At 51.6% G+C, this 15,177-nt stretch carries 9 protein-coding genes; 4 read left to right on the top strand and 5 right to left on the bottom strand.

All coding sequences use genetic code 11. From position 1 onward, the window contains the following. Nucleotides 1-34 precede the first annotated feature (34 nt). From DW096_RS11015 to DW096_RS11030, 4 genes are read left to right on the top strand one after another with little or no spacing between them, the layout of a single operon-like run. Nucleotides 35-805 (top strand): 5'-nucleotidase C-terminal domain-containing protein, encoded by a 771-nt coding sequence (locus tag DW096_RS11015; RefSeq protein ID WP_016273980.1) that lies wholly within the window; start codon nt 35-37, stop codon nt 803-805. A 22-nt stretch (nt 806-827) separates the two neighbouring features. Then, nucleotides 828-1,745, top strand: a complete 918-nt coding sequence (locus DW096_RS11020; RefSeq protein ID WP_016273979.1) for a bifunctional UDP-sugar hydrolase/5'-nucleotidase — start codon at nt 828-830, stop codon at nt 1,743-1,745. 1 nt (nt 1,746) lies between these two features. After that, on the top strand, nt 1,747-4,761 hold the full coding sequence (locus DW096_RS11025) for a glycoside hydrolase family 3 N-terminal domain-containing protein (protein ID WP_016273978.1): 3,015 nt from the start codon (nt 1,747-1,749) through the stop codon (nt 4,759-4,761). A 20-nt stretch (nt 4,762-4,781) separates the two neighbouring features. Further along, entirely contained in the window at nt 4,782-7,826 is a 3,045-nt protein-coding gene (locus tag DW096_RS11030; RefSeq protein WP_016273977.1) for a glycoside hydrolase family 3 N-terminal domain-containing protein, read from the top strand. Nucleotides 7,827-7,933: 107 nt separating this feature from the next. Here DW096_RS11030 and DW096_RS11035 read toward each other — a convergent pair whose 3' ends face one another. From DW096_RS11035 to DW096_RS11055, 5 genes are all read right to left on the bottom strand, one after another. Then, nucleotides 7,934-8,563 carry an outer membrane beta-barrel protein gene (locus tag DW096_RS11035; protein ID WP_005834794.1) on the bottom strand — a complete coding sequence of 210 codons (630 nt, stop codon included), beginning with the start codon at nt 8,561-8,563 and terminating at the stop codon, nt 7,934-7,936. Nucleotides 8,564-8,686: 123 nt separating this feature from the next. Then, a complete protein-coding gene (locus DW096_RS11040) occupies nt 8,687-9,325 on the bottom strand; it encodes a DUF4136 domain-containing protein (RefSeq protein ID WP_005834796.1) in 639 nt (212 codons plus the stop codon). A 191-nt stretch (nt 9,326-9,516) separates the two neighbouring features. After that, nucleotides 9,517-11,532: a glycoside hydrolase family 97 protein gene (locus DW096_RS11045; protein ID WP_120028757.1), complete on the bottom strand. Its 2,016-nt coding sequence runs from the start codon at nt 11,530-11,532 to the stop codon at nt 9,517-9,519. Between the two features lie 6 nt (nt 11,533-11,538). Further along, nucleotides 11,539-12,543 carry an aldo/keto reductase gene (locus DW096_RS11050; protein WP_120028756.1) on the bottom strand — a complete coding sequence of 335 codons (1,005 nt, stop codon included), beginning with the start codon at nt 12,541-12,543 and terminating at the stop codon, nt 11,539-11,541. 18 nt (nt 12,544-12,561) lie between these two features. Further along, on the bottom strand, nt 12,562-15,048 hold the full coding sequence (locus DW096_RS11055; RefSeq protein WP_120028755.1) for a GH36-type glycosyl hydrolase domain-containing protein: 2,487 nt from the start codon (nt 15,046-15,048) through the stop codon (nt 12,562-12,564). Between the last annotated feature and the right edge of the window lie 129 nt (nt 15,049-15,177).

Genomic DNA, 15,177 nt, shown 5'->3' on the forward strand with positions numbered 1-15,177 from the left:
AAGTATATTTGTAGCAATTTAAAACTAAATGAATATGAAGAAACAAACTTTCAGTCTCCTTGCGGGGGCAGTGTTGGCGGTTGCGCTTCTATTGGTTTCCTGCCATTCTTCCTACGAAGTGACCAAGGTAGAGGGAGGCAGAATTCCCATGAACTCTGTCTGGGACGCCGAGCCGGATGCCGAAGCTGTGGCTCTGCTGGCGCCTTACAAGGCCCGGATGGACAGCGTTATGTATCATGTGGTGGGAACCGCAGAAATGTCGATGGACAGATTCCGGCCCGAAAGCCTTTTATCCAATCTGATTGCAGATGTACTGCGTGAGGCTGCGGTGGAAGTGCTGGGCAAACCGGCCGATATGGGGCTAATCAATATCGGTGGAATCCGGAACTCCCTGACGGAAGGAGACATCACTACCGAAAACATCTATGAGATATTGCCTTTTGAGAATTCGCTCTGTGTGCTGACGATGAAAGGCTCTGCCATGAAGCACTTGTTTGAAAACATTGCGGTGAGACTTGGTGAAGGGGTGAGTGGTATACAGTTGGAAATCAGCAAGGATGGCAAGCTGCTCCAGGCTTCCATTGCCGGCAAGCCGGTGGAGGATGACCGTGACTATACGGTTGCCACGATTGATTATCTGGCTGATGGAAACGATGGAATGACGGCTTTCCTGCAGGCGGATAAAAGGGAGTGCCCGGATGGGGCTACACTGCGCGGTCTGTTCATGAAGTATGTGGAAAAGCAGACGGCAGCCGGCAAGAAGGTGACTTCGCGCATGGAGGGAAGAGTGGTCGTTAAAGAGTAAGCATTAAAAAAACAGAAGTTCTATGAAACATATATATTCCTTGGCAGCCCTGCTGCTTTTCATGCTCCCCGCATCGGCACAACAAGAGGAGCGTGTCATTACTGAAGAACCCCTTTGCCTGGTGTCCACCGATTCTGTATCGTCCGGCCAATCCGGAAAACAACTGTTTATCCTGCACACCAGCGATACGCACAGCCGTATAGAACCCATCAGCGCCGAGGCTGCCGACGAGTATGCCGGGATGGGCGGTGTGGTGCGCCGTGCCGGTTTTGTAAAGCAGTTTCGCGGCAAGCATCCGGATATGTTGCTGCTGGATTGCGGAGACATCTCGCAAGGTACCCCTTATTATAACTTTTTCAAAGGCGAGCTGGAGGTCAAGATGATGAACCTCATGGGCTATGATGCCATGACGATAGGTAATCATGAATTTGATTTCGGACTTGAGAATATGGCGGAATTGTTCCGTATGGCGGATTTTCCCGTGGTCTGTTCCAATTATGACGTGACGGGTACGGTACTCGAAGGACTGGTGAAGCCTTATATCACCTTGGTGCGCGAAGGGGTGAAAATCGGAATCTTCGGCCTGGCCCCCAAGATGGAAGGGCTGGTGCAGGCGGATAAATGCATAGGCATTGTCTACAACGATCCGATAAAGGTGGCCCAAGAAATGACAGACCTTCTCAGGGAGAAGGAGAATTGCGAGGTTGTGATTTGCATGTCTCATTTGGGTATCCGCAGTGCAAATCCCGAAGGCGCTTCCGACGAGAACCTGGTAGGCAAGACGCGTGGCATTGATGTCATTTTGGGAGGACATTCGCATACTTTTATGGAAAAGCCTGCCGTTTATCTGAATGCGGACGGCAAGAGCGTTCCCGTGCTGCACACCGGAAAGAGTGGCATCTACGTAGGAGAAATGGTACTTACTTTAACTGAAAAATAGCATGATGAAAAGACTCACCCTCCTTTTATGGGTTGCAGGATTGTTTATATTGGGATTATCTTCACTTCACGCCCAGACGGGAGGCCCGTTTCTTCCTTCGGCTGCAGACAACCGGTGCCGGCAATGGGTGGACTCCGTGTTGTCAGGCCTGAATGTACACGAAAAAGTGGGGCAGCTCATCGTTGCCACCATTCCGGCCAGAGCAGACAAGGCCACGAAAAAGCAGATGCGCGAGCTGGTAAAGAAATACAAGGTCGGTGGCTTGCTGTTTTCCGAAGGTACTCCGGAAGAGCAGGCTATCTTGACCAATATGGCCCGGAAGGATGCCAAGATTCCCGTTATGGTTACTTTCGATGGAGAGTGGGGACTGTCAATGAGGCTGAAAGGCGCTCCGGACTATCCCCGTAATGCCGCCTTGGGATGTATCGAGGACAATGGCCTGATTGAAGAATATGGACGTGAGGTGGCCCGCCAGTTCCGCGAATTGGGGGTACACGTCAATTTTGCACCCGATGCGGATGTCAATACGAATCCGCTGAACCCGGTGATACACGTACGCTCCTTTGGCGAGAACCCGCAGCGGGTGGCGGAAAAGGTGGTGGCATACAGCCGTGGGCTCGAAAGCGGGGGCATACTTTCCGTTTGCAAGCATTTCCCCGGGCATGGCGATACGGATGTGGATTCTCATAAGGCGCTTCCTGCCTTGCACTACGACCGTGCACGCCTGGACAGTGTGGAACTTTATCCCTTCAAGGAAATGGTACGTGCCGGATTGGGGGGTGTCATGGTAGGCCATCTGCAAGTGCAGGCGCTGGACCCGGACGGGGTGACTCCTTCTTCCTTGTCGCGGAATGTGGTGACCGGGTTGTTGAAGGATGAACTCGGCTTTAAAGGGCTGGTGTTTACCGATGCCTTGGACATGAAGGGTGTGTCTGCCATTCCGCAGGTAACTACCAAAGCGCTGCTGGCGGGAAATGATATGGTGCTGGTACAGTTCAATACGAAGAATGCGGTGCAGGAGCTGGTAGATGCAGTGGAGTCGGGACAACTGAGTAAGGACGAACTTGATGCCAAGTGCCGCAAGGTATTGATGTACAAGTATATGCTTGGTTTGAGAAACCGCCAGCCGCAACTTCGGGTCAGCGGAATGAGCTATCGCATCAATACGGAGGAAGCGCAGGCGTTGGCTGCCAAGTTGCGCCGTTCGGCAGTGACTGTATTGAACAATTATTTCGATGTCCTCCCGCTGGCACCGGTGGAAGGTGATATTGCCGTGCTCAGCATCGGAGAGAAGGAGGCGGATGCTCCCTTTGTGGAAGCTATGAAAAAGAATGCAGGCATCAGCCATTTCCACTTGCCTTGGAATGCCGATGAGGCTCTCTGGCAGGAAGTGCAGGGGCAGTTGGCTGCTTTCCGTCGCGTGGTTATCAGCATCACCGGTTCGGCTTATGTCAGCGACCGTGATGTGGCCTTTCTGGAAGGCTTGAACCTGCGTGCTCCGCTGGTCTATACTTTTTTTACCTCTTACCGTACATTGCAACCTCTGATGCCCGCACTTGCCAAATCTAGCGCTGTGGTGCTGGCACATTCGGCAGAGACGGATTTGCAGCAATACGTGGCTGATGTTCTTTTTGCCAAAAAGCCGGCCAGTGGCAGAATGTCGATGAGTATCGGTAAACTGTTTCCGGCGGGAACGGGCTGTATGATTGAGCCGGGCATGAAACCGGGGAAGACTGTTCCGGAAGATTACGGCATGAAATCGTATGTGCTGCAAAGTATCGATGCCGTTGCCCGGAAGGGACTGGAAGCGGGAGCTTATCCCGGTTGCCGCGTGCTGGTGTGGAAAGACGGACTGCCGGTATATGACAAAGGCTTCGGAACCCACTCTGATAAGGATACCACTACTGTCCGTTCTTCGGACCTTTTTGATTTGGCTTCGCTGACCAAGACTACGGCTACGTTGCTTGCCGTCATGAAACTGTATGATGAGGGCAAGATAAAACTGGATGACAAGGTTTCCGCTTATCTGCCCTTCTTGCGCAATGGCAACAAGCGGAACATTACCATCCGCGAACTTTTGTTCCACGAATCGGGGCTTCCTCCCTATATCCGCTTCTACCTGGACATCATAGACCCGAATTCGGTACACGGTCCGTACTCCCAGAGTTGGGTGGACGAGTGGCATCGTACGCAGGTAAGCGAGCATAGCTATTATTGTTCCGATTTTAAGTTCCGGAAAGGGATGGTGTCCGACAAGAATACACCGGCCTATACTCTGCACATGGCAGATGGCATGTGGCTGAACAAGAGTTTCAAGAATTCTATCCTTCAGCGAATAGCCAAGTGCGAGTTGGATGGCAAACGTTATGTTTACAGCGACCTCGGCTTCGTGCTGTTGCAGCAGGTAGTGGAGAAGGTGACGGAGCTGCCGATGGATTTGTACCTTGCCCGTGAGTTCTATGCCCCGATGGGATTGCAACGTACTATGTTTCTGCCTTTGACGAAGTTCACCAAAGCGGAAATCATGCCCACGGCATCCAATGACTTCCTGCGTCGCCAGGATATATGCGGATATGTGCATGACGAGACTGCTGCCTGCATGGGTGGGGTGTCCGGTAATGCAGGACTTTTCTCTACGGCCGAAGAGGTGGCAAAGGTTTATCAAATGTTGCTGAACGGCGGTGAATTCAATGGCAAGCGTTTCTTGAGTGAGGCAACCTGCCGTTTGTTTACGACGGAGAAATCTGCCATCAGCCGTCGCGGTCTGGGATTCGACAAGCCGGATGTATCCATTGTGAAGCGCAGCCCTTGTGCTCCTTCCGCTCCGGAAGCGGTATATGGACATACCGGATTTACCGGTACTTGTGCTTGGGTGGACCCGGAAAACAAGACAGTGTATGTATTCCTCAGCAACCGCTTGTGCCCCAATGTATGGAACACGAAACTGGGTGACATGAATATAAGAAGAGATATCCAGGAATTGATTTATAAAAGTATTATTCCGCAAATCCCCTAAAAACAATCTATCTATAAGGAATGAAGAGAATATACCTGCTTGCCTATATCACTATATTGTGTTGTCTTTGTCCGCTTCTGAAAGCGCAGCTTGGCCCGATGCCGTTTACTCCGGTGCCGCCGAACGACCCTTCGCTTGTACGTCTCTTGAACAGTGACGTGCGGTGCAGGCAGTGGGTGGATTCCGTCATGCAGCGTCTGACTCTGAAAGAACGCATCGGACAACTGTTCATCTATACGATTGCCCCCCAGCAGGACAAGGCCAACAAGGAACTGCTACGTAAGGTGGTGGAGGACTATAAGGTAGGCGGTCTGTTATTCTCCGGCGGATTGATGCAGAACCAGGTGATGTTGACCAATGAGGCGCAGCGGATGGCGGAAGTTCCGCTGATGATTACCTTTGACGGTGAATGGGGGCTGGCTATGCGCCTCCGCGGTACTCCGAACTTTCCGCGAAACATGGTGCTGGGCTGCATACAGAACGATACACTGATTTATGAATATGGGCGCGAGGTGGCCCGCCAATGCCGTGAACTGGGGGTGCAAGTGAATTTTGCTCCTGTAGCGGATGTGAATATCAATCCCAAGAATCCGGTTATCAATACCCGTTCCTTCGGTGAAAGTCCGTTCAATGTGGCGAACAAGGTTGTTGCCTACTCCAAAGGGTTGGAGGATGGTGGTGTGCTTTCTGTCAGCAAGCACTTTCCGGGGCATGGGGATACGGATGTGGATTCTCATAAGGCGTTGCCCGTGCTGCCTTTTACCCGTGCCCGTCTGGACAGTATAGAGCTTTATCCTTTCAGAAAAGCCATTCGTGCCGGATTGGGAGGAATGATGGTGGGGCACTTGGAGGTGCCTACCATAGAGCCGCAAAAGGGGCTCCCGTCTTCGCTTTCGCGTAAGGTAGTTTCCGGTCTGTTGGTGAATGACCTCGGCTTTCAGGGGCTTGTCTTTACAGATGCCCTTGCCATGAAAGGGGTATCGGGCAATGAAAGCATCTGTTTGCAGGCGCTGAAAGCCGGCAATGATTTGCTGCTTGTCCCCCGGCGTATTAAGGAAGAAGTGGAGGCTGTGCTTGCCGCTGTGAAAAAAGGGGAGCTGACAGAGAAAGAGATAGAGGCGAAATGCCGTAAAGTACTGAAATATAAATATGCCCTTGGGTTGGAAAAGAAACCCCATGTGCAGCTTTCAGGTTTGGGGACCCGCATCAATACTCCGAAAACGCGTGATTTGATGCGCCGGCTGAACTTGGCGGCCATCACTGTGCTGGATAACCGGGACGAGGTACTTCCGCTGGACCCTTCCATCGGTGAAGTTGCCGTGCTCAATGTGGGAGAAGCGCAGGAAATCCAGCCGTTCCTCAAGGAACTGTCGCAGTATACCCGTCCTGTGGAGTTCCGTTTGGGCAAGAATCTGCCGGAGGCTGACGGGAACCGTTTGAGAAATGCGCTGGCCAAGTACAAACGTATTCTGGTCTGTGTCACCGAACACCGTTTGACGCCCTATCAGAATTTCTTTGCAAAGTTCGCTCCTGACGTACCGGTGGTTTATCTGTTCTTTATTCCTGGCAAGCAGGTATTGCAGATAAAACAAGGGGACGCTGCTGCTGAAGCGGTGATTTTGGCACACTCTTCCAACGAGGAGGTACAGCGGCAGGTTGCCCGGATTGTTTATGGCAGCGCTTGTTCAGAGGGACGCTTGTCTGCCAGTATCGGTAGTCGGTTTGCTGCCGGTGCGGGAGTGACGCTGACTCCTCAAAGCGCCCCCCGCTTTGTACCCGAAGAGCATGGTATGAATTCCCGTCTGCTGGCTGAAATAGACAAGATAGCTGAAGAAGGCATTCGTGAAGGGGCTTACCCCGGCTGCCAGGTGGTGGTGCTGAAGGATGGTAGGGAGATGTATAATAAAGCTTTCGGTACCCACGTCTGGAACGAGGCCGGAAGCAAGGCGCTTCCCGTAAAGAAGACGGATGTATACGACATCGCTTCGCTGACAAAGACCACAGCCACGCTGCTTGCTGTGATGAAGTTGTACGATGGCGGACGCCTCAATCTTACAGACCGGGTGTCGGATTATCTGCCTTTCCTACAGGATACGGACAAGAAGAATATTACGGTACGCGAACTGCTGATGCATGAATCCGGTCTACCTTCTACCTTGCTATTCTATCAGGAAGCGATTGATGAAGAGAGCTACACCGGCACTTTGTTCAAGGCACGTCCCGATGCCCGGCATTCCGCACGCATCGGACGGCAGACTTGGGCGAACCCTAAGTTCCGCTTCCGTCAGGGACTGACGTCGAAGGTGCAGACACCGGAATATACGATGCAAGTGTCCGACAGCCTTTGGCTGAACCGTTCTTTCAAGCAGGAGTACTTGCAGAAGATTGTGGATACTCCGCTTAGAGATAAACGTTACCGTTATAGTTGTGTGGGCTTTATCTTGTTGCAGCAGTTGGTCGAGGCGCGCACCGGCATGTCTATGGACGAATATCTGGCCAAGGAATTCTATACTCCGATGGGATTGGAGCGTACGGGGTATCTTCCTCTGCGCTTCTTGAAGAAGGAAGATATTGTACCTTCATCAACAGATCCTTTCTTGCGTAAGACTACCTTGCAAGGATTTGTACATGATGAATCCGCAGCTTTTCAGGGTGGCGTTTCCGGTAATGCCGGGCTGTTCTCCACTGCCGAAGAAGTAGCAAAAGTCTATCAGATGTTGCTGAATGGGGGTGAACTGGACGGTAAGCGCTATTTGAGCAAGGAGACCTGCAGGGTATTTACTACCACCGTCTCAAGGATAAGCCGCCGGGGGCTGGGATTTGATAAGCCCGACCGGCGTAATCCCCAGAAGAGTCCCTGCGCAGAGTCTGCCCCTGCTTCTGTCTACGGTCATACCGGTTTCACGGGTACTTGCGCCTGGACAGACCCGGAGAACGGCTTGGTTTATGTCTTTTTGAGCAACCGCACCTATCCGGATGTGTGGAATAACAAGTTGATGAGGCTGGATATAAGGACGAGGATTCAGGAAGCTGTATATAAGGCGATGCTGGGAGGAAAAAAATAACTGGTAGAATTAAAAAGAGCCTCCCTTGCTCACGCAGGAAAGGCTCTTTTCTTCTTCAATTTTGAAACAATTAAATTCTATCTGTTAAGCTTTAAGTGTGTGTCTTATCAGAACGCAATACCTACGCGCAGACCGAAATTGCTCAAACCGTCTACGCTGTACGTAAAGAGGTCACCTTTGTTCGTGCCGTAGCTGTAATAGGCTGCGAAATGCAAGCCCGGTCCATAAGCCCAAGGATACACATTGAAACCAATTTCAGGAGATACATAGAAACCCCATGTATCTTTGTTGGCTTCGAATACGTTGAAAGTTGACTTCAACTGTGCATATTCAGCACCCAGTTTTACACCGGCATACGGCTGGAATGCACCTCCACGGTTCCATACATAGCGGGAGGCCAGACCGAAAGGCAACTGGAATGCAGTGTGCTGCTGGTCGGTATTCAGACTGCCGCCTTCGCCTACGGGAAGTGTCTGGCGACCGAAATACTCATGGTTGCTATGGTAGTTCAAGAAAGCTCCCAATGCAAAATTGTCTGTCAGGAAGTAACCGCCTTCAAAATTCATACCCCAGCCGCTTGATTTGTCGGCGAAGTTGTTGCTGAGAGGAAAGTTATATTGCCAGTCGATATTGGCATAACCGTTATCGGTCATCTGTGCCTTCGTCGGTAGGGCGAAGACGAGAGCAAGAGCGGCAACCGCAAATACTCTCAAGGAAAGATATTTTATTGTTTTCATACTTTGTTCTTGTTTTTTGGTTCAATGGCAACTTCCCAGTCCGGAAAGGATGCTGCCGTATTATTCTTGTTACCTTAATATTGGGTAACCCGTCATTTGTCACTTATAGCTCGTAGCTTGTCACTACTTGTTAGTCAGGTAAGTTGATTGAGTGAAAGCTTGGTTCACACCTTGCACGGCAAGTTTGGTATTGACAGAAGTAGAACCACTCAGCAAGCCGCTCATATAGCTGGTCCACAGAACAGGAAGTTTCTCGCTCTGGCCTTGCGGTGCCTCCAGATTCAACAATTCGCTGATAAAGGAACCGGTGCTGTAGGAATAGTTCACGGCATAGGGATAATACCATCCGCCCCAGTTGCCCCAGTAAGGAGCATCCCAGTAGCCAGGATAGTTCCACCACCATTCGGGACGTCCGTAGTCGGTGAAGTAATAGGTACTTCTGACATAGCTTACCTGCAAGCCAAGGTCGGCTTCTTCCCGGTCATCCACACGGATGTAGCCGCGGCTGTTCATGTTAGCAACATAAGCGCTGAGAATTTCCTGGGCATTCTCATCTTTCCAGTATTCGGCGTTTTCCTTATCACCGATGACCAGAATGCTGTCCGGCAAGTAATAAGTTTCGAAGGTTTTGAAATCCGCCTTCTTGTCATAGTTGGTATAAACCAGATAATTATTGTCCAGCTTATCCATGTCAGGGTCTTTTTCGCAAGATGCAAGCGTCACTGCAAAGACCGCTAATAATAGGGGAATAAATTTCTTCATACTTTTATAATTGTTTAGGTTTAATATAAATTCCTGCCCTATGGTACCTTAGGCTTTTGTGAGAAAAAACAAGATAGGATATAAAAGGTTCACGTAGAGGTATGTTAAAAGTGATAAAGGAATAGGGTGACAGCACTTTTAACGTAACTGTCACCCTATTGCACTTATCATGTCATTACTTTATCACCCTATCATCTTTTCCATATCCGTGCTGTCCATCCTCCTCCGGGTGCCATGTGTATGTTCAGCTTGTCCCCCGAGGTCACGGTGCGTACTTCTTTCTTGTAGTCGGTTGCTTCCCGGTCGGCATTGATGCCGTCGGAAAAGATTTCGGCTTCGTAACTTCCTTCTCCGAGGAAGGAAAGGTCGATGGTACAGTCGCGTGGTGTCCAGTCGGTCATAGAGGCGATGTACCAGACGTCTCCCTTGCGGCGTGCCAGTGTAAGGTATTCGCCTACTTCACCGTCCAGTGCCACGGTCTCGTCGAAAACGGTAGGCACTTTGGCAATGAAGTCCGTGCATTCCTGCTCCTTCATATATTTGCTGGGGCTGTCGGCAAGCATTTGCAGCGGGGCTTCGAAGAGGGTGTACATCGCCATCTGGTGGACGCGCGTACCCTGGCTCATCGGATGGTCGTTGACGGCACGGAAGGTTTCGCGGGTTGCGTTCATTGTGGCTCCCGGTGTGTAGTCCATCGGGCCTATAAGCATACGCAGGTAGGGAGCAGTCACGTCATAGCGTGGGAAGTTGTGGAGGGGGGCTCCGTTCACTATCGGTTCCCATTTGGCGTTCTCCAATCCCTTTACACCTTCAAAGTTCAGGACGTTGGGATAGGTGCGCTGTATACCGTATGGCTTGAGGCCATGCAGGTCCAATACCAGGCGGTGCTCGGCGGCGCAGGCTACAATACGTTCTACAGACTGTACCAGTGGCTGGTCGTCACGGTCGAAGAAGTCTATCTTGAAGCCTTTGATACCCATCTGTGCATAGTGGCTGAATGCAGCTTCCGTATCTTTGGCAGAGTTTCGCCAGCTTGCCCAGAGAATGATGCCGACGCCCTTCTGGTTTCCGTAGGCTACCAGTTCCTTTAAGTCGATATCCGGATTCAGGTCTTTCAATAAGGATTCGTTTCCGCTCCAGCCGTCATCGATGATGATATATTCCAGGTTGTTGTCGGCGGCAAAGTCGATGAATGCCTTATAAGTCGGGGTGTTCATGCCGGCTTTGAAGTCTACGCCAGTCAAGTTGCAGGTGTTCCACCAGTCCCAAGCCACTTTGCCGGGTTTAATCCAGGAAATGTCTTTGATGCGGCAGGCGGGGGCAAGACGCTGTGCCATGTCATTGTCGGCAAGCTGCGTGTCCTTTTCGGTGACGAGCACCACACGCCAGGGGAGCTCCTGCTTGGCACAACGGGCGATGTAGTCTGCACGCTTGGTCGGTATCAGGTTCAGCCGGTTGTGTCCGCCGATTGTTTCTTCCAGCGGATAGGGGGCAAATGCTGCCTGCACTCCTTGACGTGTCTGGGGATTTGCAGTGAGGAACATGCCGGGATAGTTTTCCAATCCGGCTTCCATGATAACGGCTTTCTTTCCTCCGTCCAGGCAAACCATCAGTGGGGTGATGGAGAGTGAGTCGGTGTGCATTTTGGACAACGGGGCTTCGTCGTAGTAAGACTCGAAAGAGAAGCAATAGCGCTCACCGTTGCGGTTGTCGTTTATGTAAGGTACAAATGCCTGGTAATCCTTGTCGAAATTGAAGTCCGCAGTTTCGTTGAGGACGATAAACGGCTTGTTCTGTTCGGAAATGAAGCGGTAGGCAGCGCCGTCATCGTATGCGCGGAACTGTACGCTGTAGCCTCCGCGGCATTTCAGTGTCAGCTGGTTGTAGACATCCTCCACACTTGCCTTTTTGTAGAGGGGAGTGGGGAAGGAGGACTCCACGGACTTGCGTTCTGCACGGATTACTTTTACATTTTTACCGAAAGTTATTGCTTTCTTGGCTGATTTTTCATCTCTGCCTTGCAGGGCGATGGCAGAGGGTTGCAGCACCGTGGTTCCGTCGTGTGCTATCTGCCAGGTGAGGGCTTCTCCGGCATCTACCGTAACGGATAGTTTTCCGTTGGGTGATGCAAGTTGGTATTGCTGTGCACGGACCGTGCCCAAGCAAAGGAATAATAAACAAAAGGTTTGAATAAGGAGGCTTTTCATGTTGATTTATTTTTGAATGATTTTCTTTATCTTCTCCAGTTCCTCGGCAGAGAAGTCTGTATTTTCAGTCGCTTTCAAGTTATCTGCCAGTTGGGCAACGGAGCTCGCTCCGATGATGACGCTTGTCACCAGGTCGTCCTTCAACAGCCAGGCAAGTGACATCTCGGCAAGGGTTTGCCCGCGTGAGGCAGCAACTTCGTTGAGTGCCTTGATTTTTTGCAGCGTCTCGTCGGTCAGTGCTTCTTTCTTCAGGAAAGCCCCCTTTGCCATGCGCGAATCTTCGGGAATACCATTCAGGTAGCGGTTGGTCAGCAGGCCCTGCGCCAGCGGGGAGAAGGCGATGAAGCCGGTTCCGTTCCCTTTGGCTTGCTGCAGGATACCTTCTTCTTCCGGTTCGCGGTTGAAGAGATTGTATCTGCCTTGATAGAGCAGGCAGTGTACATCCCGTTCTTCCAGGTATTTGTAGGCAAACTCGGCCGCCTCTTTGGGATATTTGGAGATTCCTACATAGAGTGCTTTGCCTTGCCGTACGATATCAACCAGTGCTTGCAGGGTCTCTTCAAGCGGAGTATCCGGGTCGTAGCGGTGGGAGTAGAAGATGTCCACATACTCCAGGTTCATCCGTTTCAGACTTTGGTTGAGGCTGCTCATCAGGTACTTGCGTGAGCCCCACTCCCCGTAGGGGCCGGGCCACATGTCGTGTCCGGCCTTGGTGGAGATGAATAGTTCGTCCCGATAGGGCATGAAGGATTTCTTCATAATCATTCCGAAAGTCTCTTCGGCGGAACCGTAGGAAGGACCGTAATTGTTGGCGAGGTCGAAATGCGTGATTCCACGGTCGAAGGCATAGTGCGCCATGACCTGGGAATTGGCAAATGTGTTCACGTCGCCGAAGTTGTGCCACAATCCGAGTGATATTTCCGGCAGCAAGATGCCGCTTTGCCCGCAACGGCGGAATTTCATGCCGTTGTCATAGCGTTCGGGCGCTGGAGAATAAATAGGGTTTATCATGATATTGTATTTTGTGGGTTACCCCATTATTACTTCTACTGTATGCGTGCCCGGCAGATGGTTCACCACATTGCCTTCTATCGGCTGGCCGTCTACTGTGACGGACTTGATGCCTTTGCACACACCATCGGGATTCTTCACGGTAATATGATATTCTGCCCCGCGGAACCTACGCTTCACGTTGAAGCCTTTCCAGCCTGCCGGGATACAAGGATTGATTTCCAGACCTTCATACGAAGGCTTGATGCCGAGTATGAATTGCGTGATGGCATACCACATCCAGGCAGCCGTTCCCGTCAGCCAGCTGTTCTTGCCTTCACCGGGGCGGGCGGCGTCCTTGCCGGCCACCATCTGGCAGCATACGTAAGGTTCTACTTTATGCAGGGCACTGTGCTCTTCGGTGTACGACGGGCATATCTTGCGGAAATACTCCCAGGAACGGTCACCCCGTCCCAGTACGGTTTCTCCGATGATGACCCACGGGTTGTTGTGGCAGAAGATACCTGCGTTCTCCTTGTAGCCGGCGGGATAGGTGGAGATTTCTCCATACTCCACAACATAGCGGGTGAAGGGTGGATTGTTGAGTACAATACCGTGCTCGCAGTCCAGGCGTTCCTTTACGGAGTCCAGCGCTTTTTTTACCATGCCTTCTTCCAGTCCGATGCCTGCCATGGTGCACCAGCCTTGCGATTCGATGAAGATTTGTCCTTCTTCGTTCTCTTTGGAGCCTACCTTGTGGCCGAAGTAATCGTAGGCGCGCAGATACCAGTCTCCGTCCCAGCCGTGTTTTTTCACGGCTTCCACCATATTGTCTATGTAGGTTTGCGCTCTGTTTGCTTCGTCGTCTTTACCCAGGCGGCGGCACAGCTCCACGTAGTCGCGTCCGCATACCACGAACAAGCCGGCAATCATCAGCGATTCTGCCTGGCTGCCTTCCGTCTGGTTTTCCGTGGTCTGGAAGGATTCATTCGGATCCCAGGAGAAGCAGTTCAGGTTCAGGCAGTCGTTCCAGTCGGCACGGCCGATGAGGGGCAACATGTGGGGGCCGAGGTTCTCGATGACGTGGTTGAAGGAGACGCGCAGGTGCTCGAACAGAGACACTTCCGAACCTTCTTTGTTGTCGAAGGGGACGGGCTCATCCAGGATACTGAAGTCTCCCGATTCCTTGATGTATGCCACCGTACCGAAGATAAGCCACATGGGGTCATCGTTGAAGCCGCCGCCGATGTCGTTGTTGCCGCGTTTGGTCAGCGGTTGGTATTGGTGGTAGCATCCTCCGTCGGGGAATTGGGTAGAAGCTATGTCGATGATTCGTTCGCGGGCTCGTTCCGGTATCTGATGCACGAAGCCCACGAGGTCCTGGTTGGAGTCGCGGAAACCCATTCCACGACCGATGCCGCTCTCGAAGAGAGAGGCGGAACGGGACATGTTGAAGGTAATCATACACTGATACTGGTTCCAGATGTTCACCATGCGGTCCAACTTTTCTTCGTCGGTCTTCACGACGTAGATGTCCAGCAGGCGGTCCCAGTAGGCTTTCAGTTCGGCAAAGGCAGCATCTACTTTGGCGGTAGTGTCGAAGGCCGAAATCATCGCCTTAGCCTTTACCTTATTTATAATAGGTGAAGAGGGTACACTCTGCTTGAACGCTTCATGCAGAGATTCTTCACGTTCCTCGAACTTTGCCTCCTGCTTGTTTTCCACATAGCCCAGCAGGAAGATGAAGTCGCGGCTTTCGCCGGGTTGCAGTTCTACTTCCAGATAGTGCGAGGCGATGGGACTCCAACCGTGGGCAATGCTGTTGCCCGGTCTGCCTTCTACTACCCGTTCCGGGTCGGCAAACTCGTTGTAGAGTCCCACGAATGTTTCGCGGTCGGTATCGAAACCGTCTACGGGTGTATTGACACTGTAGAAGGCGTAGTGATTGCGGCGTTCCTTGTATTCCGTCTTGTGGTAGATGACAGACCCGTCCACTTCCACCTCTCCCGTGGAGAAGTTACGCTGGAAGTTCTCCATGTCCGTAGCGGCATTCCACAAGCACCATTCGGCAAAGGAGAATAGTTTGAGTTTTCTCACTTTGGCAGAAGTATTCCGCAAGGTCAGCTTCTGCACCTCTCCCCAGGTCTTCAGTGGGACGAAGAAGAGCAGGCTGGCTTCGATGCCGTCTTTGGATCCGGTGATGCGGGTGTAGCTCATGCCGTGGCGACACTCGTAACTGTCGAGTGCAGTCTTGCAGGGCTTCCAGGTGGGAGACCATACGTTGCCGCCTTCATTGATGTAGAAGTAGCGTCCCCCGTTGTCCATCGGCACGTTGTTGTAGCGGTAGCGGGTGATGCGGCGGAACTTGGCGTCCTTGTAGAAGGAATAGCCTCCGGCAGTATTGGAGATGAGTGAGAAGAAATCTTCATTGCCCAGGTAGTTAATCCATGGCCAAGGTGTCTTGGGGTCGGTAATGACGTATTCGCGGTTGTCGTCATCGAAATATCCGAATCTTTTGTCTTGCATATTATTTCTTGTATTTAGTTTGATACATTCTTCATTAGTTGTGCCATCCGGCCATTTTCCCGGAAGCACGCTTCAAATTTAAAAACTTTTCTCCTATCACCCTTGTTTGCCCGGCGTGTTTTTTCCCCT

This window comes from Bacteroides sp. AM07-18 (genome assembly GCF_003602695.1).
GTDB classification, from domain to species: Bacteria; Bacteroidota; Bacteroidia; order Bacteroidales; family Bacteroidaceae; genus Bacteroides; species Bacteroides uniformis.

What these genes read in the sequence shown, in the direction of transcription:
- DW096_RS11015 (WP_016273980.1), top strand. Translation starts at nt 35, where the DNA reads ATGAAGAAACAAACTTTCAGTCTCCTTGCGGGGGCAGTGTTGGCGGTT.
- DW096_RS11040 (WP_005834796.1), bottom strand. Translation starts at nt 9,325, where the DNA reads ATGAAGAAATTTATTCCCCTATTATTAGCGGTCTTTGCAGTGACGCTT.
- DW096_RS11020 (WP_016273979.1), top strand. Translation starts at nt 828, where the DNA reads ATGAAACATATATATTCCTTGGCAGCCCTGCTGCTTTTCATGCTCCCC.
- DW096_RS11045 (WP_120028757.1), bottom strand. Translation starts at nt 11,532, where the DNA reads ATGAAAAGCCTCCTTATTCAAACCTTTTGTTTATTATTCCTTTGCTTG.
- DW096_RS11025 (WP_016273978.1), top strand. Translation starts at nt 1,747, where the DNA reads ATGATGAAAAGACTCACCCTCCTTTTATGGGTTGCAGGATTGTTTATA.
- DW096_RS11055 (WP_120028755.1), bottom strand. Translation starts at nt 15,048, where the DNA reads ATGCAAGACAAAAGATTCGGATATTTCGATGACGACAACCGCGAATAC.
- DW096_RS11030 (WP_016273977.1), top strand. Translation starts at nt 4,782, where the DNA reads ATGAAGAGAATATACCTGCTTGCCTATATCACTATATTGTGTTGTCTT.
- DW096_RS11035 (WP_005834794.1), bottom strand. Translation starts at nt 8,563, where the DNA reads ATGAAAACAATAAAATATCTTTCCTTGAGAGTATTTGCGGTTGCCGCT.
- DW096_RS11050 (WP_120028756.1), bottom strand. Translation starts at nt 12,543, where the DNA reads ATGATAAACCCTATTTATTCTCCAGCGCCCGAACGCTATGACAACGGC.